Genomic DNA, 23,415 nt, shown 5'->3' on the forward strand with positions numbered 1-23,415 from the left:
TCTATCGAAACATAATGAGACTCTGCATGACCGTAAAGCCGTCCGTCCAAAATCATTCATCTATTTCTACTCAATCAGATAATGCCTTATCAAAACCAAATACATCTGACTGTTTAAGCATCGGCGATACCGTCTATAACTTAGCAGATCATACGCCAATGATGGTGCAATATCTAACCATGAAAGCCAACTATCCACAAGCATTGCTGCTATACCGGATGGGGGATTTTTATGAGCTGTTCTTTGATGATGCTAAGCGGGCGGCGCAAATATTAGACATCACCCTAACGCGTCGTGGTACGGATAAAGCGGGCAACCCAATAGCGATGGCGGGCGTTCCTTTTCATGCAGCCGATAGCTATATGGCACGCCTCATCGCGGCTGGGCAAACGGTCGTCGTCTGTGAACAAATTGACGAGTCAACAACGACCAATGCTGGCAGTGGTAACAATAAGGCCAATGTCCCTGCGATGGGCGACAAGCAAAAAAAAGACAAAAGTAAATCGGCGGCCGGTAGCATCATGCGCCGTGAAGTAGTCAAAACGCTGACAGCAGGTACCATCACTGATGATGCATTAATCGCACCAAACCATACACCGACTGTCGTCGCCATCGATATTGCTCATTTAAAAACGCAAGATAATAGCCAGACGTTACAAGCAGCTGTTAGCCAAATGGATCTAGCTGCAGGTACATTGACTACCCAGACGCTAATAGCAGATAAAAACGATATAGATGGATTGCAAACTCAAATGCTGACGGTACTTGCTCGTTTTGCGCCTAGTGAATGTATCATTAGTGAAGCACTCAGCGATAGCATTGGCGGCACTGATGGCACTGATGCAGAGTGGATGCTGTGGTTACGGCAACATCTGGACTGCCCTATTATAGAAGTCGCGGCCAATGACTTTCACCGTACGCACGCGAGCGACACGCTTTGTCAGCAGTTTGAGGTGCAACGTCTTGATGGTTTGGGTATTGCAGATAACCTGCTGGCGCAAACGAGCTGTGCTGCGCTAATTCACTATGCACAGCAAACGCAGCAGCGCCATGTGCCACAAGTCAATCAGCTGATCGTTGAATACAGTGACGATTATTTGATTATTGATGCCAATAGTCAGCAAAACCTTGAGTTATTTAGTCCAGTCAGTAGTAGCGGTACTTCCCTAATATCCGTCCTTAACCATTGTCAAACGCCAATGGGCAAGCGACTGCTCGTACAGCAAATGAAGCGTCCACTGCGTCAGCATGCGCGCATCAATATGCGTCTAGACGCGATAACGTCCCTATTGAATGCGGATGGTAACTCGAATCAAAATTCAGAAAATAGCTCACTGGTGACACGTTTACGAGAAACACTGAATACCATTGGCGATATTGAGCGAATCAGCAGTCGCATCGGGCTGATGAGTGCCAAACCTCGTGATTTACGCAAGCTTGCTGACGGTATCGGGAGTAGCGCCCAGATTACCACTCTATTGACAGCGTCAGGTATCAGCCATGAAGACGCTGGTTTATTGCCGATGTTGATGCAGCAATTGCCTGCCAGGCTGCCAGCCGTTCAAGCGGTGGCTGAGTTAATCGAGCGCGCCATTGTCATTGAACCACCTGCACATATCCGTGATGGCGGTATGATAGCTGCCGGTTATGATGAAGAGTTTGATCGTTTGACCCATTTGCACGACAATATTCAAGTGACATTGGATGAGATGGTAGAGCGAGCGCGTCAAGACAATCAATTACCGAGTCTAAAAGTCGGCTTTAATAAAGTCAGTGGCTTTTACTTTGAATTGCCTAAGATGCAAGCAAAGAACGCCCCTGCCCACTTTATCCGTCGGCAAACACTCAAGAGTAGTGAGCGTTTTATTACTGATGAATTAAAAGAGGTCGAGACAGAATATCTGAGTGCCCAGTCTCTGGCATTGGCTCGTGAAAAAACGCTGTACCAAGCGCTGCTAAACCAACTAAACGAGAACTTGGCTGAACTACAACAGTTGAGTGCTGCTATTGCCCAAATAGATGTCCTGAGCAATTGGGCGCAGCTTGCGACGACTTACCATTGGCAACGCCCAGTTATGGGAGGAGTTTCAGAAAATCAAAATAAATCTATAGCCAAAAATCAGACCCATATTGATATCCGCCAAGGTCGTCATGTCGTGGTCGAAGCGGCGTTAAATCAAGCGAACGCGAACAATCGAAACGGTGCTGCATCAAGTACAAACCATTTTGTCGCGAACGACTGCGTGCTGGGTCGTGCCAATACTGATGAAGGACACCCTGAAAGACTGCTTCTCATCACTGGCCCTAACATGGGTGGTAAGTCTACCTATATGCGCCAAACAGCGCTGATTGTTTTGCTTGCTCATTGCGGCAGCTTTGTGCCCGCTGAGTATGCTCATATTGGCGATATTGATCGGATATTTACCCGTATCGGCTCAGCGGACGATCTGGCTGGTGGTAAATCTACCTTTATGGTTGAGATGATAGAGACGGCCAATATATTAAATCAAGCGACCCATAAATCACTGGTATTGATGGATGAAGTCGGACGCGGCACCGCCACCACTGATGGTTTGGCAATCGCTCATGCCTGTGTCAACCGTCTAGTCGATATTGGCTGCCTGACGTTATTTGCCACTCATTATTTTGAACTGACGCAATTGGGACAGACAAGTGACGAGATTCGTAACGTCCACGTCGCCGCCAGTGAGATCGATGGTCAGCTACTCCTCCTTCATCAGATCTGCGAGGGCGCAGCAAGCTCTAGTTTTGGATTGCATGTCGCGAAGATGGCGGGTATCCCCACTCAAGTATTAAATGATGCCAAACGTTACTTGATAGACAATCTAAAAGCAGAAAATGAAAAAACTATTGATGATAAAAATGACTTAGCTAAGTCAGTAAAGGATAAACAGCGGGAGTCTAACAACGATGTTGTTCTAGAACCACAAAGTAGTTACGCGATACAATCACCAAATACAGCGGGTAATCTAAAGCAAAATCAGTTATTTAGCATAGAAGACGAACTCAGCGCCATTGATCCTGATAGCCTGACACCCAAACAAGCGCACGATTTAATCTATCATTTGAAAAAAATCATTGGTCACTAAAGGGAATTGTCAAATCGTAGTAAAGGCGCTAAAATACGCTTTATTTTCGACTATTCTATTTAGCCAGAAGCCAAATCAATAACAGGTAGACATTACTATGACCTTTGTCGTTACAGATAACTGCATTCTTTGCAAATACACCGACTGTGTAGAAGTCTGTCCTGTGGACTGCTTTTATGAAGGACCAAACTTCCTTGTCATCGATCCTGATGAATGTATCGACTGCGCACTATGCGAGCCTGAATGTCCTGCCAATGCCATCTTCTCAGAAGATGAAGTGCCTAAAGGGCAAGAGATGTTCACTCAGCTAAATGAAGAGCTGGCGCAAAAATGGCCAAACATTACTGAAATGAAAGAGCAGATGCCAGAAGCCGCCAAATGGGACGGCGTTGAGGGTAAGATTCAGTATTTAGAGAAGTAGGCAGCCTGATCGCACTTTGACGCGTGGATAAATCCCGTCAATAAAAAACCACCGAGCGGCAACTGCTGTTCGGTGGTTTTTTATCATAACTACTGACAAGCTTGTGGTAGATACGCGTCTTTGATACCCGCACTTGCCCGACATTGCCACGTCCCATCCGCTAAATAATCAAGGCTGAGCATCTGCGCTTGCAAATAAGGCAGGTTTTGAATACGACAAATAATAGCATTTGCTGTCGTACTGCCAGCCTGCGGTGCTGTGACACTAAACTGACAATACTTGGTCTGGGCTGGCATATTCAGCCCACGAGGACTAAAATCTGTCACCCCTGCGCCATTGTCAATCAGTGTGCGATATGGCATTTGATACTGATTTATTTCTTTATAAATAGTTATGATCTGGGTCTTTCTGACCTGCGTCTGATAGCTGATGGTCGCTGTTGCTGCCAAGATACCGATGATAGCGACGGCGATCATTAGCTCTATCAAGGTATAGCCAGATTGCGCGCTGCCTGATGGTGTCAGATGACGATTTGCGGCAGTATTATGTTGATACTTCATAGCATTATTATCAATTAATGGGATAACTGCTATGGTGCAGAGAGTATGCCAGTTAGGCTTGGGGCGATTAGCCAGTTATTAAACATAAAAAAGCCAAACAGTGCGTTTGGCTTCTATTAGTACACTTCATTTTAAAGCTTTAAGATAGGATAAAGCTCATGCTATCAAACCTTAACCTTTGTTTAATACCGGTTTATTATTAACCTGCAGGTGGTGCATCACAAGAACTAGGACGAAACTTATCTGCTAAATTAGACACACAAGTCCAAGCACCTGTAGAGCTAGTATAAGTATAAGTCATAGTCTTACCTTTTACATTATCGTTCAATCCAGTACTCTGATATGTAGCTAGTAAAGCACATGTTCCACCTGTTGCACCATCTCCAGTAGCAGCTGTAGGAGTAGCAGTAATACTAGCAATGTATTTACCTGTTGTCACAGCTCCATCAGGAAGGGCACATCCCGCTGTGATACCTTTATTTCCTACTTGCTCAGTTATTGGTGTTTTTAACCCTCCCAATAAAGCTGGACCTTCCGCTACTTGAGAACGGCCAATATAATCTTGATAAGCAGGAATAGCAATTGCCGCCAAGATACCGATGATGGCAACCACGATCATTAGTTCGATTAGGGTAAAACCTTTTTGAGCGTTCATAAGAACTCCTTTTTGGATAATAAGAAAATAACCTAGCTAGCTTTGTGCTACCAACTTACCTTCCGTTATATAGTGTATTTGCTTCTTATCCTAAACAGAGCATTTATTATGCCAATTTTTACTATTTCCCAAATTTAAACTCATTTTTTATCAAAAAAATACTTTGGGTCGTCATTACTATTGTTTAAAACACATTAATACTCATACATTCTTATTCATGTTACTATTAGATTACTGAAAATTGTCAGCTTATGTATTTTTTAAAAAAGCGAATTTATCAATACTGACATTTTTTGTCATAGTAAAAATATCAGTACTGACTATTTCCATTCATCACCAGTACCACAGGTTGTGCCACGACATTTGTAGCCGCGATAGTCCAAGCTGATATCTTCATCATTTTTCATTCGCTTGTTAGGTATAGGAGTTGCCGTGATGATCCATGTAGATGATAGTGGATTTGGATCGATTGCAACCGTATAGAGTGCATCATTTTGAGGGTAGTTGTTAACCAAGTCTGTCGTAACAACACTGTTATACTTACCTTGTGCCAATTTACGACTTTCGATAGTACTAGCGATATTATGCATCTCACTCATCATATCGGTGCGATGGCCGCGCTCTATGTAGCCTTGATAGCTAGGATAAGCGATAGCTGCCAGTACCCCAATGATGGCGACGACGATCATCATTTCTATTAATGTAAAGCCTTTATTGTCATTGGTGAAATTTTGCATCACCATCCCTCCGAGTAAGTACCACAATTAATAGAGATGGCTGTAATCTTATTCTCAATATCCTTGGTCTTACACCGTAGACCAGCACTTGCAAGTAGCATTTTATGTCCAGTATTATAGCTGCTGCTAGGTTCAGCAAACATCCTCCAAGACCTACCTGTTACAGGAGTCATTAAAGAATGGGCCGTCATCTTATTACTATTAGGATCGATACTAGATACGCCTTCAACGAGAGTAATTTGATAACGATAATTAGTACCATCGCTACCATCTGGGACATAAATAATCTTGTTGTCTTTGTTATACCCATAAATTGTTTCATTATTGGCACTGTTAATAATCTGCGGCTGAAATCCTCGATAGCTTAATGATTTTGCTCGCCAGCGCTCTAGCTGAATCTGAAGTTGTAGCATCTTAGCTTGAGCTTCACGCTCGGCATTTTTAATCACATATTGCCGATAACTGGGAAGCGCAATAGCCGCCAATATTGCGATGATTGCGACGACGACCATTAGCTCGATGAGCGTGAAGCCACTTACACCACTAACTTTGATTCTATTGGAGTTGCTAGGCTGATTATTATTACTCACACTCATTGATTTTGATTTTGTCAATGTCATAGATGGCGTCCTATTGTCGACCTCATTATTGAGAGCGTTCATACCAAGCTTTAGGCTGGAAAGTATAACGTTCACTGAATATATATTCAGAGCCGCTACCATCTCCACCACCATTGAAATCGACTCTATTATCTGCTTTTATACGTTCTGCTAAAGTAGTGGTACCAATCAACACTTTTAAATTAGTATTGTCTTTATTAAACGCCCCTAGGGCTAGTTCCTGTATGCCTTGACCTGCCGGTATAAAGCCACCCGTCCCATTTATCGACGTTTCTTCCGAACAAATACCGTAGGGTAAACAGTACATCTGACGCTCTGAGCCACCTACAATCCTAGCTGAGCATTTATTAGGACTACCATACTGTTTTGTAGGATTATAGACTGTTGTATACAACAAACTATTAATCACAGCACTATCACCCATACCCTTAATGTGCTTTTCGCCATTTTTGCCGTCGAAACGGATCAGCGGATAGAACCAACCTTGACTACTACCAGTAATCATAAGCTCCTTAGTATCATTTTTTTTCTCTTTATTAGGCTGAGGGCCAAGCGTGGTTGCTAGATTAACTAAATTTTCCTCTGTTAAATTCTCCACCTTACGCTTAGTAAGCGTATAAAGATCACTCCTCGTTACATCACTATCAATAATACCGTAGACACGATTAGCATACTTATTGTCCGTACGTAGCTCAGACAGTGGTGAACTACGGTTACCAGAAGTAACATTTACTAGAGCAAAAAGCTTCCCATTATCAGGGCCACCTTCTCTACGATAAAAGCTTACCACTGGACGTTCATAAAAACGATAAGCATATTTAGCTTCGCTAAGTTTAGGGCTAGCATCTAATATACGGATGGGCGGCTTAGCTGAGAACTTTGTAATTTCTTCAAAGCCAAATTTATCAGTACGGGCATTTTGTAAGTCAACACGGAATACTTGTCCACCTAAGTCAGCGGCATAGATATGATCGGTCAAGCCATCATTATCTCTGTCAAGTACTGTGATCTCACCAGTGATGCTATGAAACATACTGACATCCTTACCCTCCTCAATTAAACCACTGGTTGACCATATTAGCTCCCCAGTTTTTGCGTTGATCATATAGATGGCATTACCTTTAGCAGGCAAAAGAGAGGTTGCTACGTATCCATCATTCTCATAAGCCTTGTCATAGCCCCCACCAAAGATTAGTACATCAGTAGGATTTGCATCATCTTTATTTATACGAATCTTAGCGGCTGTTGGTTTACTCCAGATCTGTCCTAAACGTTCAAAACCTTCTTTTTTGATTACCTTTTTATCGGTAGAGCTCAAACCATCTTTAGTGATAGTAAATAGCATTTCTGGAGCAGATTTTTTGGTGATTTTCATTCCATAAAAAGCTTCACCTCCCATACGCAAACCACCGTATGCGAACATACCTTTACCTGAACTCTCATCTACAGTAACCTTTTTAGGAGTAGAATCCAGATCATACTTATAATCGGTTACTACCAGCCATGGCGCATCAACGCCAAAATAAGGTTCGCCAACTTCTCGCTTCTTTGAATCACTAACTAAAGCTTCTGCTTGGTTAATAATTATTTGTCTCGGTATAATAGCAAATGTTTCTTCACCACTTTCAGCGTCCGCCATATGTAGTGCACCATCCATAGAGCCAAAAAGTACGTAGTCATCACGAGGATCAATAATACGACCACTATTATCTAAGGTAGCGGAATAAGAAACAGCTTCAGGGGTTGAATGTACAACACCGCCTAAGACTTTTATTTCTTTAGTGGGTGCAGTTAGCGTTAACTCTTCAACCTTTACATTGTCTTTAGCTAGCGCCCTATCATTTAATAGATTATCAAAGCCTAAAAAGCTAAGAATACGGCGCTTATTGAGTTGATTGTATGTGCCTGTATCTGCATCTTTATCCACATCTACTAGTGCGTCGAATCCTACTGCTTTACCATCAACAACGCTTAATTTGCGTAATATGGGTGTTTTATCATCTTTTGAAGTATAGTCTTCTACATAGACAGTACGCATACTACTAGCTGAATTTGGAGCCTTTAAGCGAGCATAGACACCACCTACATCAATCTTATTACTACCTGATGAATTACCATTTTGCCATAAATCAGGAGCATCAGAATTAAGCTCACCAGAGGTATCTTTATATAGTTTCTGATCATTCTTACCAAATAGAGTGCCTTGATTTAATTTATATTTTTTGAGATTACCATTCCAAATACTTGATGTAGAAGCAATGTCAGGGTCGAGCATAGGTAGATAAGCATAAGCTAATTGGTTGGATGCACGATATGGATCATTAGGAATAGTGATGGTTCCTGATGGAGCAGTATTAATCACCTGTACCAAGTTTGCTGCAAAATCTGTAATACTTGCAGCGATATCTTTAGACTCTTCGGTATAGTAAAAGCCCCCACCACCAAAGACTTGCTTTGTAGCTCTATCATCTTTACGTTCACCAAGTCTACATAAATTACGAATATTTGTTTCATTGCTTGAAATGCTACCTCTTTCACAGTCTATTATTTTTTCTGGTGTACCGTTGACATAAATATCTTTGAGGACATTCAGTCCTTTAAATTCACTACCAAACCCCACTGTTGCTGTGTTGATAGGTAAGCTCTTTCTTGGTGCTGATGGAGTAGCACCCGAAACGGTATGATTACGAAGTAATCCAGCATATTCCGCCATACAACCCCAAGCTTGGTCATCTTCGCCACTTAAACTATTACATTGATTTACTGTGGAAGTTGCAGAGGTTCCTATTAAAGAAGCATTCATTACTGCCTTAGCTACATTATTACTAGAGCTTCCCGGAATACCATCAGTTAGCAGATAGATACCATTACCACTACATTCACTGGAATTAAGAGGGGATTTATACTTTGTTTGGTCTTTAGGGTTCTTAGATTCAACTACAGAGTTAGCGAAACCGCTGTAGCTACTATATGAAGAATTCTTCGTTGTCGTTCCCATCATATAGGCGCCTGCTTCTGCCAATGCTTGGGCAGTGGGTGTTCCTCCCACTGCTTCTAAACCTCCAATTTTAGTAATCAGTTTAATACGTTGGTCAGGCGTTAAAGCTTCCGTAGGGACTAACACAACCCCCGTCTTACTATCATTATTATGGCTATAGACGCCCAGTCCAATCTCATAGTCATTAGGTAATGAGCCTTTTTCACTATCAGGCATTCTTACGCCATTTACATATATTTCATCCGCCAGTAGATTAATCAGAGCTATTTGTAATCGAGATAATCTATCTAAATAAGTTTTAGTAGTTTGATTCCACCACCAGCCACTCGTGATAGTGCAACCTTTTGGTTTGTACTTAATCAGCTGAGTACTGCCATTATCTTTTTTTACATAAGCTTTTATTTCCTCAGAACTTAATTCTCCATACCCTCTCCATGGACAGCTTACATTATAATCTTTATTTATACTGTCGTAACTATTTACTATACCCATACTTCCCGATATATCGAGCATCATAAATATAGTCGCAGCGCCTGGTTTTGCCGCTTGATAAATCTCTAAATCACCAATATTATTAGCTGCTTGACTACCGGTTCCACTTAGACTAAATACTAACGCGGCTGATAAGGCAGTAGTACGCCATAGACGTTTAGTAACCTGCTTATTATTTGAGTGTGTCATGGTCCTGTCCTTATGCTATCAGTATGAATATTGTTCCACTGCTATTATTAATTTAGGGTATTAGACTACAAAGCAATTCTGTAGTTTTACCGCTGCCTTTTCCTAGATTGACACATCTGGTACGCTGAGATTTATTTTCAACATTGGCAAGCTCATGTAACACAGTGCTTGGTACGCCTGCTTTTGCCATACATCCAGCAATCGTTTCATCTTTATTATTGACACTCTCATATTTGCTTGTTTGTTTAAAACAATCTTTAGCAGCGTCTGCTGCACCCGCATAAGCCGGTAATATGGCAGTAGTACTGATATCAAACATATAGGCTTGACTAGAAGTCTCGCTACCATCTTGTCCAATAGTATAATTACGAAAAGCTTCATATTTGGGGTTAGGCGGTGTTAGTGAGACATTCACTTGAGTCATGCTAGCGTTGCGCTGACTGACATAATCGTCTGGCTCCGCAGGATCACAATAACCATTATTATTACCCAATACGTTACCACCACCTGATGTGGTTATAGTCGCTCTATTAATGTCAAAGAACTGACCACGTGGACGAAAACAAAAGACATACTCATCATTGATATTGCTGGTCTTTGACATGAAGTGACCAAAGGGACCTCCACTTGATGTCATGGCTATATAGATATCATTGTTACTATTACCATTGATACTTTGTTCGATGTTTTGATTGGCATTATCAGCTGATTGCACTAGCAAGGTATTTATCTGATCGCTGGTCGCAAGTCGTAAATCAGTCGTGCCGCTCTTAACCGCAATGACACCAGCTAATATAATTAATACTAGAAACAGTAACACCACAATTAGTACCGCACCTTGCTGGCTATTTAATGACTGTGCTTTAGGGTATGGATACTTCTGATGATAATTAGACATATTACCCTCCAGTTATGGTGTTTTTGCAAGTGTGGGCGCAGTGGCTACTACGTCCATCAGTCGAGCATTGCGCAATAGAATTGTGGACTCATAACTACGGCGATAGTACTTCCTGCGTGCTGTATCGGCTTTTAAATTTTGTGTAGTACCTAGAACGTTAAAGCTTATTTGATCAGTATCTGTTATTAGAGGTGTGGTACTACGAATAATAACTCCTAATTTGACAGTAGTAATTGGCGGTCTGTCTGTCAAATCTAAATAAGTACTAGGTGCTAGATAGGTTAGTTGGTTGATATCCATCTTAATACCCAAAAGTATCTTGAATTGATCAATAGCGGGAACGATAACAGAGCCAGTGCCCTCAAATTTTGGCAAGACAGTACCGTCATTACTTACACGACCAGCAGCACAAGCAAGAGCTAAATCTTGCACGCCGCTTGCTTTGGTACTAGCATTGGTCGCCAAACGTACAAAGTAGCGTTCAACTACCCAATCAGCACTACCCGCTTTAATTTCGCCGCCTTGACAGTCATATAAATCATTAGGTGTAATATTTTTATATTGAATGGTTAGCTGATCACTATCCACTCCTGTAATATTAGATATTCCTGCCCAGCCTTTGCTACCTGCACTATTGGTAAGATATTTAGCCTCAGTATTATTACTTGATCCTAAATTGGTTGAAGTCAGCACTATACCACCATGGTTAGTCGTATCATTGATACTGGTTATCGGATTGCCTAAATTTGCAATACGAATGTGGTCTTCCAATGCTTGTAATGCGAATATAGTACTGTCTTGAACCTCTGAAGCACTTTGTTGAATAGTTAGTGTACGAGTATTCACTATATAGACTTGTATCACCGCCGCTGAGATGAGCAATCCCAAAACCAACGAAATCATCAGCTCTATTAGAGTAAAACCTGCTACATTTTTAGTATAGCCATACTGACGTTCGTTATGTATATACTTGGCTACATGAGTACTTAGTTTATTATGATGATCCATTAGTAAGCCTCCGAAATCAAGCATTGACTACCGATTTTGTAAACACCTTTACTATCAGCACACGCATTTGAGTTATTGCCTTTATCATCATCAATCAATAGTGGCTTAGTTCCATTCCATGCAGTAATAATACACATATGTTGTTGGATGGCTTGTTGTCCTGTATCAGCAGGACATTCAACCACGGCTAATTCGATATTTTCTTCTCGCGCCATTTGTTTAACTAACAAAGTGTCAAGAGCAGCAAGCTGATTGGTGCTACAAATCTGTGATGGTACAAGCTCATTCTTCGCATTTTTTACAGTTGTGGTTGAGTGACAGTTATTACTACCATTTATACTTATTTCTGTTCCATCGACCTTTACGCTATAGTAGCCACTTGCATCAGCGGCTAAAGTCGGAATAGTAGCTATCGCCTGCACTATGGGTTCTGCATTAGCTTTGTCAGCAAGCACAGTTGTAAATACCGTGCCATTACTAGTAACGTAACCGTCAGGATAAGCACGCATTACTTCAGCCAAGTTACGCACTAAAGTTAAAGACTTAGTACGCACCAAACTCTCATCAGTGGCGCTAATGGCACGCATCTGCAATGCACTGAAACCTAATACAGCAACGGACAATAATAGTACTGCAACCAACACTTCAATCAGACCAACACCACGTTGTGAGGTTGAAATATTCATGAACAAGTTCCTCCAACCTTAATAGTAATGTTAGCGACTTTATCAACCTCAATTTGGCGCGATGTCGCACCGTTATAATTATCACAGACTGTGTAAGTAAGCGCTGTAGTAACCCACTTACTTGGTTCAAAAGTGGTGGGGGTTGCTATATCTGGTTTAATAACACTTTTAGAGTTATAGCTGTAGCTTGCAATAATAGTCGAACCTGGAGCAGTAATAGTAATCACTTTAGGCGTGCTAGTATTAGCATAAGTCAAAGTTATTTTTTGACGACGGATAATGCTCTCAGCCTTTGCTTCTTTTAACGCATTCTCAAGCGTCGCAGCCGTCGACTTAACACGCTGATTAGCAAGCTGTGTGCTGATACTGGGTGCAGCAATACTTACAATAATAGCTAGTACAGCAATCGTTACCATCAGCTCAATCAAGGTAAACCCTGAATTGGCTGTTCTTAGCGAGGTCGGTAGACTATTCATAGATGCGTTCACATCAAATCCCTATTTAGCACTGCTAATGTCTGTCTCTGATCAGTTTTTGTTTTAAAATAACTAAAATTTGGTGTCAGTTTTGCTAATAGTTTTATAGTTAGCTTGACTAATAATATGCAATTTTTGTTCCACAACATTCTGTTCATGTTATATACGGATGAACAATAATACATACTTGATAGACCAGTAAATATATATGTATTTAATAATATAGCGTTACGATGATATATTAGCAATATATCAATAATTTCAATTAGATAGATGATTTTTAGGACTGACTGCCATGAGCTAAGGCACAGGCAGAAATATGATAATTGTTATGGCTTTGAGCATTTATGGTTACTGTTTGCTCAGATGAGATGAATGCACGTGCCAATGCCTGCAAGCTTGCGCCTGTCGTAGAGACATCATCGAACAATAGTAAGCGTTTTACCGGAGGCTTTTCGGTTAGTGCAAAGGCGTTGTCTAAATTGCTTAGACGTTCAGCGCGTGTAAGCCCTTGCTGACTGACCGTATCATCAATGCGCTCCACACCGTGCCATAAAGGAATTTGCCAATGCTTTGACAGTTGTGATGATAAAATACTGACAGGATCAAACCCTCGTTTCACTAGCCGCTGATTGGTCGTTGGCATGGCAACAATCACGCTATTATTACGATGACAGCCATGTGGCCGTGGTAGCTGGCGTAATGCATGTAACAATAATGGCAATTTCGTCATATCTTCATGATGCTTAAACGCCCGCATCGCTTGACGGATTGGATATTCATAATAGGTGGATACTTGGATAGATAAGGACCTGCCAGCAGCAATGTCAACATCAAAAGGCTGTGGCAGCCATGCGATACTATTATGGCAATAAGTACAGAGTAGACCTCTATTTAAGCGGTGATTGATTTGATGAAAAATATGAGCGAACGAGGATCGATTGCTTGAAAGGGAAAACTCAGAATGTTCGCTCGATGCGTCATTACTATTAGCGTGTGAGTGCTGCATCAATAGCTGAGATTGTGATGTACTTCTATACATACGGCACAGCTGGCAGCGTACATTTAAATACTCTGCCAGCCACAGTCCGGTTTGATAAGGCACTAAGCGGTGCATAGACTATTGATTATCATAAATATGGTAAGACTCGCTTATATTAGAGGCCTTTCCAGTCATTCAGTACAATACCGAAACCAATAGAGGTATTCTCATGATTATAATCAACAATGGACTCGCCATAACCTTGGAATAGCTGCACCATACCGTTGACGTTTTCTGACAATGGATAGATATAGTCGATTTGCGCCGCCCCTTTATTGGTGCTTGGATTGTAGCGCAAAGTACCGCTAATGCTCTGCTCAGCAGGCAAATCATATAAGAACTTGATATCGCCATAACCCATGTAGTCTTCGATATCTGAGTTGTCATCGTCGCTACTGCTATCACCATTCACTCGAGCCCATAGACGCGGTATGACTGACAGCTTACCCCACTCGGCCCCTGCCATTAAATAAGCACGGTTCCACGAACGTGATAATGGATCATCCTGTCCATTAGAATGGTGCACAGCACCCGCGCCTAACATGCGTAGACGTCCACCGAAAGGTAGATCTGCCGTCACAGGCTGAGTCAAAAATATCTCAGGTTGATAGTCGGTAGCACGGAATGGTCGTGAATTGTCTTCGTTATACACCTGCCAATGTGACTCTTGGGTATAACCAAACCACAGATCAGCGCTGGTATCGAATAGATCCTCTGCGACTTTACTCTTTAAAGACAACTGGAATTTTAGCTCTGTCTCACGTATGTCATTAGAGTCAAAAGGTTCAATTTCTTGAGAAGGGGTGGTTGGGCTTAAATTAGGATCAAAAGTATAAAACAATGGCAGCAGATAAGTCGGACGGTATGGTCTTACCGTCCAAGTACCGCGCTCACTGTTTTGATCGAGATCATATGCCAAACTGAGTGGTGTATATTTTTCAATATCTGCTTGAGTGACACCCACACTTTCTAGAACTTGAGCCTCTTGCTGATTGTCTGTGACCGTATCCAAACTATTAGTAGCAGACTGTTGATTAGCAGTTGCGCTCTCATCACTGAAAGTATTGGTCGAGTTCTCTTCCACAAAAACAACTTGTGGATTACCCAAAATAGTCGTCTTAAATGTTTTTGCCAAATCAACTGGTTGTTTGGTCGTGGTATAGCTTGGTGTTTTACCTTGTTCAGCTACCTTATCAAAACAAGCCAAACGAGCGGCACTGCTCTGCACTTGCGTACATTCAGAAAACAGCTTCGCTTGTTGCGCAATAAATTCTTTGCTGATTACTTTACCGCTCTGTGTGGTTACGCTCTGCGGCATCTCAACGGTTTCATATTCAAACGCCGCTTCTGGTACTGGCAGTTCGTTATAAGTTTGACTATTGTCAGCTGCTTGTACTTGTACCGCCGTACAACTCAACGCGATAGCGACTGCGATACTCAAATGAGTATGTATCGTGCGACTACTGGCGTTACGACTGATTACATGAGTACGTTGTAATTGACGCTGAGTGGTGATGTGGGCAAACATAAATGTCCTTTATCTAACCAGCATTATCGCCAGCAGAGTATGTGAGTTAATTAATATAACTGTTAGCGTCGCCGCTAAAAAACTAGAAAAAATGAGAACATCAGAAGCAGTTATGACAAACTGATATACCCCTTCAGTATTGTTACTTTATTGTAATGAAAATATAATCACTATACTAGCGTTATCGATATATTAAATCTGCTTAAAAAGGCATATTGTGTGTAAAACCAAACGTTTAGAAGATATTATTAAAATAATTTAATGGCATGAAAAAAGCCAGCGTACCATTATTGGCGTACGCTGGCTTTTTTTCATTATTAAGCCTTAGCAAAAGAATTACTCAGGTTGTTAAGTACGGGTTGTGAGCCATCAGTTGTTTAGCGTCGTTAAGGTTTGCTCAAACTCCACGCGACCGATTTCGCCCACTTGCTGATTAACCAATTGACCACCTTGATAATAAAGTAATGCTGGCGGGCCAAACAGCTTGTAGCGTGACAAAACGGCTTTGGAGTCTTCCGTAGTATCCGTGATATCAAGTCTCACCAGCTGCCAATCTTGCATCTGTGCTGGGCGATTATGAAATAAGTTTTTATCCATGATACGGCACTCAACACACCAATCTGCTGTCAAATCGACAAGGACATTAGGATATGCTGCAACAATCGTATCTAGCTCTGCAAGTGTGGTGATCGTTTTATCTGTCGCCGCACTATCGTTGCCCATCGGCTGACCAGCCGTGAATGGTATCATCATCGGCGCGGCATTTAACGAAGCTAATGGATGCAGGCTATCATCATTCCCTAATGCCGCACCCACGATCAGACAAGCGGCCCAGATACCAGCAATCAGACTCATGGCTTTGGTTAACATGCGTCTTTTGCCAATCCAGCTCCACGCCCATGTCGCCACCACCATAAACCATAATGCCCATACCATAAGCATCACTGGCGATATAAACACGCGCTCAACTAATAGCAATGCTACCGCGAATAATAGTAGCGCAAAGCCTTGCTTGACCCAGTTCATCCATTCTCCTGCTTTTGGCATGATTTTGCCCTGAGTAGCACCAATTAAAATAAGCGGTGCTGACAAACCAAAACCCAGCATGAATAAGGCGGCGAAACCCAATAGCGGACTACCAATGGTAGAGACTGCCAGTAGCGCGCCGAATAATGGCGCAGAGACGCAAGGAGATACGACTAATGCAGATAAAAATCCAGCAATCAAACTACCACCTGTGCTACCAAGCTTGCTATCGCCTGCTTGGCTAAGCCCTTGCATTTTTCGGCTGAGTGCTTGCGGTAAACGTACAGTAAAAGCATCCAGCATGTATAGCGCTAACAAGACGAAAACAATCGCAAAGCCAATCAAAATAATAGGATTTTGCAACCAGCCAATAATACCTAATGACTCACCAAATACCGCAATCACAGCGCCCAAAATACCATAGGCAGTCGCCACACCAATTGCGTAACTGGTGGTTAGAATGACGCCGCGTTTGACCGTTGGGTTTTGCTCGCGGGCGACAATATTGGCAACGATGGGCAGCATCGGTAGGACACACGGCGTCAAGGCCAAACCTAGACCTGCTAAGAATAGCAACACCAATGCGAGCCAAGGATGAGACGCCAAACCAAAGGGATCACCATCAACAAGGTTGCTAGCATTTACATTCTCGCTATTGGTCGCGTCACTTGATACATTGGCGTTTGCTCCAGAAATCGTGGTCGTTGCAGTGCTACCATCTAAAGAGTCGTACTCCAAAGTACTGTCATCGATTAGATCATAATCAATAACATCCTCATCCATCAGCGCTTGTTCTGCTTGCGCCGTGGTGCTACTAGTACCAGTCGTTGCAAATGTCGTTTCAGTATTCCCAGCAGATATCGTCGCATCAGTCAGATTGTCGCTCGCGGCCGTCTCGTTAATAGACGCACGTTCTGCCTCAGTGTTGGTATTACTTGTCGCGCTCTGTGACGATGCTGCTGCGATATTGACAGTGGTTTTGATTTTTTCAGGGGGATAGCACAATCCCGCTTTGGCGCAACCTTGCCAACCAATGACAACTGCTGCTTCATCGATGTTTTTGCCATTGTTACTGGTCAATGTGGTAGTTGCGACCATATTGGCTTGATCAAACACCAACACTTTACCAAATGTCGGATCGTCGATTGAATATGGCTTTTGGTTAAAGGTAAAAGGTGCCGCTGTCACGCCCGCAGGTAGCGTCAGTTTGATTTGATTTTTATAGACATAATGCTCAGGCGTGATATCAAAATTAATAGATAGACGCGTACCTGACTTGGTAGAGGCACTACTGCTACTAACCTGAAAGGCTTCATCTACTGGCAAAAATTTCGATTGCGCTGTATTTTGGCTGCTGCCAAATAGATCACCCAACCCTGCCGCTTGCGCCGTCGTTGACGTAGCCAACAACCCTGTCAATAGCGAGCCGCTAGCAATCGCACATGCTAAGACATACGATTTTTTTACATGTGTATTTGCAGTCAATGATGGCGATTGTTGTGATGTCTTCATGAGCATGAATAGCTACCTGTTATTACCAATATTTGAATCAAACTGCTCAATACTTATCTACGTGTCGCAGCAATATTTACCTTAGTTTTGATCTTTTCGGGCGGATAGCATAGCCCAGCTTTTGCACAGCCTTGCCAACCAATGATAATCGGGGCATTTTTTGCGCCTTTACCATTATTGGTCGTCAGCATCGTGGTGGCAACAACACTCCTTTGCGTAAATACAGGAACTTTACCAAAGGTTGGATCATCAATGGACACTGGTGTCTGATTAAAAGTAAACGGCGTTGCGCTTATGCCTTTAGGAAAGCTTAACGCGAGCTGGTCTTTGTAGACATAATGTCCTGGCGTGATATCAAACGTGATGGATAAACGCGTGCCCTTAGATGTCGCTTTGGTGCTACTGATCACCTGAAAAGCTTCATCCACTGGTAAGAATTTTGATTGGGATGCGCTACTACTATTAAATAAGTCGTTCAATCCTGCCGCCTGTGCGCTAATTGATGTCATTGATAAAGCTGTCATCAACGAAGTGGTTGCAACAGTAAGTGCAAGCGCATGGAACTTAGTAGCGCGTTTATTGATATCGACTGATTGTAGTGTTGGTATTTTTATTGACATAAGTTATTACCTTTGATTTTAGCTTGCAGTGACTGGCAGTACGGATATACACTTACTGATAAAACTACTGACCCTCAATACCAGGTTCATATCAGGATGGTATTTATTTTACGTATCTTAGATTAACACATGAAGTGCAATACCAAATGCAAGGTGAAAAAAAGACCTAGATGCGCTAGCATCAAAGTTTTTATCCACCGACCAAAGTGAGATTGCAACCATGAGCTATACACATCTAAGCCTAGGTGAACGATACCAGATTTATGCCCTTAAAGGGGCAAAACATAGTATTAATTTTATAGCGAGGGTGTTAAACAGAAGTCCCAGTACCATATCAAGAGAGCTTAGGCGTAATAAAAGCCTACGAGGTTACCGAGCAAAGCATGCTAATAACAAGGCTTGTGACAGACGGGCTAACAACGCCACAACTATTGTGACTGACCTCTGGGCATGGGTGACAGACAAGCTTAAAGAGAACTGGAGTCCTGAGCAAATATCTGGCGTTCATGCTGGTATCAGTCATATGAGCATTTATCGCTATATTTGGCGTGATAAGAGGCAGGGCGGTACATTGTGGCAGTGTCTCAGACGTAAAGGAAAACCATACCGGCAGCGTCTAACCGCTGAGACTCGAGGCCGTATCAATGACAGAGTCTCGATTCATGAGCGCCCTTGTATTGTTGAAGAACGCTCACGTATTGGAGATTGGGAAGCGGATACCGTTATCGGTCAGCATCACAAGCAAGCGATTGTCACGCTCGTTGAACGTAAAACGGGGCTGCTGAAGATGAAGCGTGTGGGTCATAAAACAGCACAGCAAGTATCAGAGGCAATGATAGAACTCTTAGCGCCAGTGAGGTTGCAGGTTAAGACCATTACCTCTGACAATGGTAAAGAGTTTGCTCAGCATAAGAAGGTGAAACAAAAGCTCTTTAGCCCTTTCTTCTTTGCCGATGCTTATGCGTCATGGCAGCGAGGAACCAACGAGAATACCAATGGCCTTATCAGAGAGTACTTGCCTAAGGGTTGTGACTTTAGACAAGTCTCTGATAATGAAATACAGGACATTGAGAACAAACTAAACAACAGACCAAGAAAACGATTAGGGTTTAAAACGCCTATGCAGGCGTTCTATAATATTAATTAGCGTTGCACTTGGTGTGTTAATCTAAGTATCGATAAAAAATATCAACCAATAAAGAATTATTGGTTGATATTGATAGGCCGTTAATTGCACGATAACAAGTGCATTTAACGATATTTTATTGGTATAGGCTTTCTAGATGCCGACAAGTCTAAATCTTATAGCTGAGCATAAAGATCCGCATCCTGACCTTCACCACCTTGCTGTCCATCTGCACCTAAAGAAAACAAGTCATAAGCTCGCCCTTCACTACCCGGTGAGACATATTGCATCTCATTTTCCCAACCATCTGTTGGATAGCCACCTTTAATATAGCCACCTTCAGGATAGTTTTTGGCGTCACTTGGCGGTGTGGTAAGCGCTTCTAACCCTTGCGCTGTCGTCGGATAGCGTGAATTGTCGACTTTATACATATCTAACGCGTTGGAGACAGTAGCGAGCGCCGTTTCAGTGGTTTTGACACGCGCTTTGTCACTTTGTCCGACTACTTTTGGGACGACCAAGCCCGCAAGAATAGCCAAGATGACGATAACCACCATAATCTCAATAAGCGTAAATCCTGATTGTGCAGACTTACCTATCGAGCTTCGATGTGTCATTGAATGGACTCTCTGATGATCATTTACAATGCCACCATGGGCTTGAATATTATTATTGTCATTTTTGGTATTGGCACTTTTTGGGCTAATATTTACTTGAAGGGTGTCAGTCATAGTCATCGCTTTGGTCATCACAGTTATGTAAATAGTAAAAGTGGCGTTCTAGTAGCACTCATGCGTCTAGGTGCTTATCAATAAAACCCTAAATCATTGTCACTATAAACCATGGTTTTATTTTTATCCAGCGCTGTGCTCAGATTGTCATTACAGTCGATACCAAGTAACCATCAGCTAATAATCATCGATATCTATCCTATCGTTTTGACCCGCTTTCACTATAACGTGGTGCTTAGGTTTACCATAGCAAAAACTTTGCTTGGTCAACAATATACAACAGTAAGCAAATCTTAAGAAAGCTAACGTAGGGTTTAGCAAGATAGGTAATTAAGAGAGGATAAAAATGCAGATAGTTGATAATTTGAGAAGAGCATATCGGCTGTTTTTCAGCTAGTCAGTTAACTATTGACTAGCCTGCCAAGTCATTCATATTAACGATTGGTAGCATCACTGCCATCACGATAATCATCACCACCACGCCCATCAAAACCAACATCAAAGGCTCAAGTAATGATAGTAAGGTACTGATAAAATTGGTGGCCTCCACCTCCTGCATCGTGGCGGCACGACTGAGCATACTTTCAAGCTCGCCTGAATTCTCACCGCTTTTGATCATTTGTACCATCATGGGCGGAAAGTAAGTGGATTTTTCGAGTTGGCTGGATAAACTTGAGCCTTCTGTGACCCTATCAGCAGCAGTCACAATCGTTTGCTTGATGTGCAAATTGGTCGTCACTGCCGCACCAATATGTAGCGCCTCAATCAATGGCACCCCTGAACGCACCAAAATCGCAAGCGTACTAGCAAAACGCGCCGCATTCAATCCCTTAGACAATCTGGCTAATATCGGTAGCCTGAGTACCATACTATCTATTGCCAATTTCCCAGCCTGCGTTTGGGCAAAACGATAAAACAAAAACGCAGTACCTGCCAATACCAGTAGCATTAACCACCACCACTGCGTAATGATATTTGATAACGTCAGAACGACTTGAGTAATCAATGGCAAGGCCTGTTCGGACTGCTCAAAGACTTTGACAATTTTGGGCACCACAAAACTCATCAGCCCCATGATCACGCCAATTGCCATAACCATCAGTACAATCGGATAGACCATCGCCCCTTGGATTTTCTTTTGAAGGGCAAAGCGGTTTTCAGTGTAGTCGGCTAGCTGATTAAGGATTAAATCCAAGTGACCAGATTTTTCGCCTGCGGCAATCGTGGCAATATATAGAGGCGGGAAACTTGCCGCTTGTTGCAAGGCACGCGCTAAGCTCAATCCCTCCAAAACATGTGAGCGTACCGCCAGCATCAGATATTTGATATGCGTCTTTGGCGATTGTTTAGCGACAGCAGCCAAAGTTTCTTCAAGTGGAATACCGGCCGCTAGTAACACAGATAACTGGCGTGTGAGTAATGCAAGCTCATAAGCAGATGGTTTTTTATAGCGGCTTTTGTTTTGGCTTTGTCTGTCATTGACCGCACTGACTTCGACTGGTGTCCACTGCTTATCGCGCAGCTGCTGCCGAACTTGCCGAGCAGAATCCCCTTCTAGTAAGCCTTTTTGGACACTACCTTGGTCGTCAAGCGCTTTAAAATGATAAGCGGGCATAGCGGCAGATATCCTAAAAAAGTCACAGGTAGGGGTTTGGATGTATGGCTTAACAAAAAGGGTAATGTCTATAAAAACTATCTATAGTGAATTCAGTATAAAAACGATACAGTGGGACTGGGATAAATTTTTCGCAGCATCGAGCAGCGTAGGCACAGCGCGCAAGGAAAATTTATCCCAGTTCCACCTTGATATATAATGTATCTGTTTTATTTAGGATTGACTATATCAAAGCGGCGTTGAGTCATTACTGTCAGGCATCAAGCCTTGTAATAATAAAACATCCAAATGCTGCTGCTGTAACTTTTTATCAAAGTCATTGACCTCAGCGATCAGCATTCTCTCAATGCGTTTATCACTTGCAAACACACTCAAGCGCGCACAAATCACTGCCAATTGATAGACACGTTTTTTACAATACCCATCCAGACCTTGTAACAGCCTGACCATGTGCGGCGTCTCAAGACTAGCATAATCATAATCAGCAACGACTTGCTGACCGAGCGCTGCCACACCATAACTGATAGATAAGTGCGCGCAAAAATAACAGCTGAATAAATAACCAACCACGTGACCGATATAATAACCGCGATCATAGGTAAAGCTGCTCACGCCAAAGTGACCTAGCACGTAGCTATTGAGACTGCCTTGATCGCGGATTGGCTTGCCATGTTTTAGCTTACCGACAGTGGCAAAACACAGCGGGTTGCGCCCATCCTGCGTGGTAAGCTGCCAACCTGCTGGCTGCTGAGCGGGCATATGATGCACGATATCTGCAATAATATCATCGACCACGTGCAGCTGCTGCCAAAGTCGTTCAAGCATTTCTGTATCCATCAAACCACGCTTATCAAGCTGCTGAGCAAGCAAATACTGCTGATATTCTGCAAATTGTGATTTGAGGGTTTGTACTAAATACGTGGGGCGCGTATTGGCGGATGCCATATATAGCAGTCGAGTGCGCTCGTGCTGGGTATGATAAAGAGCCACACGCTGCGCAGCCACGTTTGACTCATTGGCAGTAGGCTGTATGGTTGATGTATCGGTGTCAGGCTGTTCGCTAGCGCCTACTTCATCAATGCTCTCCTTGGTATCTGACAAAGTAAATAGCGTTAATAATGCCGCTTTATCAGGCATCTCAGCCGTATTAGCTAACATCGTTTTGCTAGCATGCACGTTATCTTGCGCATTAGCTTTATCAGATTTCTGTTCTTTTTTAGCAGTTGCAGTAGTACCTTGGTGGCTATTGGCTTCTGTACTTGGCTTTGCGGTCGGTTCAGTCATAACATACCATCAGCAGCAAAAATAAACATCGTCTCGATCCTTCTATATCACTGGTATACAGTCACATATTATGCGTCAAAT

The 23,415-nt window shown here is 42.5% G+C and carries 19 protein-coding genes; 3 read left to right on the top strand and 16 right to left on the bottom strand.

Features of this window, described 5'->3' with window-relative positions; genetic code table 11:
- Positions 1-26 precede the first annotated feature (26 nt).
- Positions 27-3,110 (top strand): DNA mismatch repair protein MutS, encoded by a 3,084-nt coding sequence (gene mutS, locus PSBA01_RS04555; RefSeq protein ID WP_186475176.1) that lies wholly within the window; start codon positions 27-29, stop codon positions 3,108-3,110.
- A 97-nt stretch (positions 3,111-3,207) separates the two neighbouring features.
- Positions 3,208-3,531: a ferredoxin FdxA gene (gene fdxA, locus PSBA01_RS04560; protein WP_011279554.1), complete on the top strand. Its 324-nt coding sequence runs from the start codon at positions 3,208-3,210 to the stop codon at positions 3,529-3,531.
- A gap of 89 nt (positions 3,532-3,620) precedes the next feature.
- Here the strand turns inward: fdxA and PSBA01_RS13420 are convergent, their stop codons facing one another.
- The 13 genes from PSBA01_RS13420 to PSBA01_RS04625 form a co-directional block, all read right to left on the bottom strand.
- Positions 3,621-4,091, bottom strand: coding sequence for a pilin (locus tag PSBA01_RS13420; protein WP_186475177.1), 471 nt, complete (start codon positions 4,089-4,091; stop codon positions 3,621-3,623).
- Between the two features lie 199 nt (positions 4,092-4,290).
- On the bottom strand, positions 4,291-4,746 hold the full coding sequence (locus PSBA01_RS04570) for a pilin (protein ID WP_186475178.1): 456 nt from the start codon (positions 4,744-4,746) through the stop codon (positions 4,291-4,293).
- A 320-nt stretch (positions 4,747-5,066) separates the two neighbouring features.
- Positions 5,067-5,483: a type IV pilin protein gene (locus PSBA01_RS04575; protein WP_228724636.1), complete on the bottom strand. Its 417-nt coding sequence runs from the start codon at positions 5,481-5,483 to the stop codon at positions 5,067-5,069.
- Positions 5,483-6,103 carry a prepilin-type N-terminal cleavage/methylation domain-containing protein gene (locus PSBA01_RS04580; RefSeq protein WP_323970201.1) on the bottom strand — a complete coding sequence of 207 codons (621 nt, stop codon included), beginning with the start codon at positions 6,101-6,103 and terminating at the stop codon, positions 5,483-5,485. Before PSBA01_RS04580 ends, PSBA01_RS04575 begins: the two co-directional genes overlap by 1 nt.
- A gap of 25 nt (positions 6,104-6,128) precedes the next feature.
- Positions 6,129-9,782 carry a PilC/PilY family type IV pilus protein gene (locus tag PSBA01_RS04585; protein WP_186475180.1) on the bottom strand — a complete coding sequence of 1,218 codons (3,654 nt, stop codon included), beginning with the start codon at positions 9,780-9,782 and terminating at the stop codon, positions 6,129-6,131.
- 52 nt (positions 9,783-9,834) lie between these two features.
- Entirely contained in the window at positions 9,835-10,680 is an 846-nt protein-coding gene (locus PSBA01_RS04590) for a pilus assembly protein PilX (RefSeq protein ID WP_186475181.1), read from the bottom strand.
- A gap of 12 nt (positions 10,681-10,692) precedes the next feature.
- Positions 10,693-11,688, bottom strand: a complete 996-nt coding sequence (locus tag PSBA01_RS04595) for a PilW family protein (RefSeq protein WP_186475182.1) — start codon at positions 11,686-11,688, stop codon at positions 10,693-10,695.
- Positions 11,688-12,374, bottom strand: a complete 687-nt coding sequence (gene pilV / locus PSBA01_RS04600) for a type IV pilus modification protein PilV (RefSeq protein ID WP_186475183.1) — start codon at positions 12,372-12,374, stop codon at positions 11,688-11,690. The genes PSBA01_RS04595 and pilV overlap by 1 nt, the downstream gene beginning before the upstream one ends.
- The gene (locus PSBA01_RS04605) at positions 12,371-12,850 is read right to left on the bottom strand and encodes a prepilin-type N-terminal cleavage/methylation domain-containing protein (protein WP_186475440.1); all 480 of its coding nucleotides are present in this window, start codon (positions 12,848-12,850) and stop codon (positions 12,371-12,373) included. The genes pilV and PSBA01_RS04605 overlap by 4 nt, the downstream gene beginning before the upstream one ends.
- Before the next feature lie 280 nt (positions 12,851-13,130).
- The gene (locus PSBA01_RS04610) at positions 13,131-13,967 is read right to left on the bottom strand and encodes a ComF family protein (RefSeq protein WP_186475184.1); all 837 of its coding nucleotides are present in this window, start codon (positions 13,965-13,967) and stop codon (positions 13,131-13,133) included.
- A 40-nt stretch (positions 13,968-14,007) separates the two neighbouring features.
- Positions 14,008-15,420, bottom strand: a complete 1,413-nt coding sequence (locus PSBA01_RS04615; RefSeq protein WP_186475185.1) for a phospholipase A — start codon at positions 15,418-15,420, stop codon at positions 14,008-14,010.
- 369 nt (positions 15,421-15,789) lie between these two features.
- A complete protein-coding gene (locus PSBA01_RS04620; RefSeq protein ID WP_228724638.1) occupies positions 15,790-17,958 on the bottom strand; it encodes a protein-disulfide reductase DsbD domain-containing protein in 2,169 nt (722 codons plus the stop codon).
- Positions 17,959-18,011: 53 nt separating this feature from the next.
- The gene (locus PSBA01_RS04625) at positions 18,012-18,578 is read right to left on the bottom strand and encodes a protein-disulfide reductase DsbD domain-containing protein (protein ID WP_186475187.1); all 567 of its coding nucleotides are present in this window, start codon (positions 18,576-18,578) and stop codon (positions 18,012-18,014) included.
- Between the two features lie 220 nt (positions 18,579-18,798).
- Between PSBA01_RS04625 and PSBA01_RS04630 the strand changes: the two genes are divergently transcribed.
- A complete protein-coding gene (locus tag PSBA01_RS04630; RefSeq protein WP_025643743.1) occupies positions 18,799-19,725 on the top strand; it encodes an IS30 family transposase in 927 nt (308 codons plus the stop codon).
- Positions 19,726-19,880: 155 nt separating this feature from the next.
- Here PSBA01_RS04630 and gspG read toward each other — a convergent pair whose 3' ends face one another.
- From gspG to PSBA01_RS04645, 3 genes are all read right to left on the bottom strand, one after another.
- On the bottom strand, positions 19,881-20,321 hold the full coding sequence (gene gspG / locus PSBA01_RS04635; RefSeq protein WP_186475441.1) for a type II secretion system major pseudopilin GspG: 441 nt from the start codon (positions 20,319-20,321) through the stop codon (positions 19,881-19,883).
- Positions 20,322-20,847: 526 nt separating this feature from the next.
- A complete protein-coding gene (gene gspF / locus PSBA01_RS04640; RefSeq protein ID WP_186475188.1) occupies positions 20,848-22,050 on the bottom strand; it encodes a type II secretion system inner membrane protein GspF in 1,203 nt (400 codons plus the stop codon).
- Positions 22,051-22,278: 228 nt separating this feature from the next.
- Entirely contained in the window at positions 22,279-23,334 is a 1,056-nt protein-coding gene (locus tag PSBA01_RS04645; RefSeq protein ID WP_186475189.1) for a hypothetical protein, read from the bottom strand.
- Positions 23,335-23,415 lie beyond the last annotated feature (81 nt).

The organism is Psychrobacter sp. KCTC 72983 (assembly GCF_014280455.1).
Lineage (GTDB): Bacteria > Pseudomonadota > Gammaproteobacteria > Pseudomonadales > Moraxellaceae > Psychrobacter > Psychrobacter pacificensis.

What these genes read in the sequence shown, in the direction of transcription:
- PSBA01_RS04645 (WP_186475189.1), bottom strand. Translation starts at nt 23,334, where the DNA reads ATGACTGAACCGACCGCAAAGCCAAGTACAGAAGCCAATAGCCACCAA.
- gspF (WP_186475188.1), bottom strand. Translation starts at nt 22,050, where the DNA reads ATGCCCGCTTATCATTTTAAAGCGCTTGACGACCAAGGTAGTGTCCAA.
- PSBA01_RS13420 (WP_186475177.1), bottom strand. Translation starts at nt 4,091, where the DNA reads ATGAAGTATCAACATAATACTGCCGCAAATCGTCATCTGACACCATCA.
- PSBA01_RS04570 (WP_186475178.1), bottom strand. Translation starts at nt 4,746, where the DNA reads ATGAACGCTCAAAAAGGTTTTACCCTAATCGAACTAATGATCGTGGTT.
- mutS (WP_186475176.1), top strand. Translation starts at nt 27, where the DNA reads ATGACCGTAAAGCCGTCCGTCCAAAATCATTCATCTATTTCTACTCAA.
- PSBA01_RS04585 (WP_186475180.1), bottom strand. Translation starts at nt 9,782, where the DNA reads ATGACACACTCAAATAATAAGCAGGTTACTAAACGTCTATGGCGTACT.
- PSBA01_RS04620 (WP_228724638.1), bottom strand. Translation starts at nt 17,958, where the DNA reads ATGAAGACATCACAACAATCGCCATCATTGACTGCAAATACACATGTA.
- PSBA01_RS04590 (WP_186475181.1), bottom strand. Translation starts at nt 10,680, where the DNA reads ATGTCTAATTATCATCAGAAGTATCCATACCCTAAAGCACAGTCATTA.
- PSBA01_RS04630 (WP_025643743.1), top strand. Translation starts at nt 18,799, where the DNA reads ATGAGCTATACACATCTAAGCCTAGGTGAACGATACCAGATTTATGCC.
- gspG (WP_186475441.1), bottom strand. Translation starts at nt 20,321, where the DNA reads ATGACACATCGAAGCTCGATAGGTAAGTCTGCACAATCAGGATTTACG.
- PSBA01_RS04615 (WP_186475185.1), bottom strand. Translation starts at nt 15,420, where the DNA reads ATGTTTGCCCACATCACCACTCAGCGTCAATTACAACGTACTCATGTA.
- PSBA01_RS04575 (WP_228724636.1), bottom strand. Translation starts at nt 5,483, where the DNA reads ATGCAAAATTTCACCAATGACAATAAAGGCTTTACATTAATAGAAATG.
- fdxA (WP_011279554.1), top strand. Translation starts at nt 3,208, where the DNA reads ATGACCTTTGTCGTTACAGATAACTGCATTCTTTGCAAATACACCGAC.
- PSBA01_RS04610 (WP_186475184.1), bottom strand. Translation starts at nt 13,967, where the DNA reads ATGCACCGCTTAGTGCCTTATCAAACCGGACTGTGGCTGGCAGAGTAT.
- pilV (WP_186475183.1), bottom strand. Translation starts at nt 12,374, where the DNA reads ATGAATATTTCAACCTCACAACGTGGTGTTGGTCTGATTGAAGTGTTG.
- PSBA01_RS04595 (WP_186475182.1), bottom strand. Translation starts at nt 11,688, where the DNA reads ATGGATCATCATAATAAACTAAGTACTCATGTAGCCAAGTATATACAT.
- PSBA01_RS04580 (WP_323970201.1), bottom strand. Translation starts at nt 6,103, where the DNA reads ATGACATTGACAAAATCAAAATCAATGAGTGTGAGTAATAATAATCAG.
- PSBA01_RS04605 (WP_186475440.1), bottom strand. Translation starts at nt 12,850, where the DNA reads ATGAATAGTCTACCGACCTCGCTAAGAACAGCCAATTCAGGGTTTACC.
- PSBA01_RS04625 (WP_186475187.1), bottom strand. Translation starts at nt 18,578, where the DNA reads ATGTCAATAAAAATACCAACACTACAATCAGTCGATATCAATAAACGC.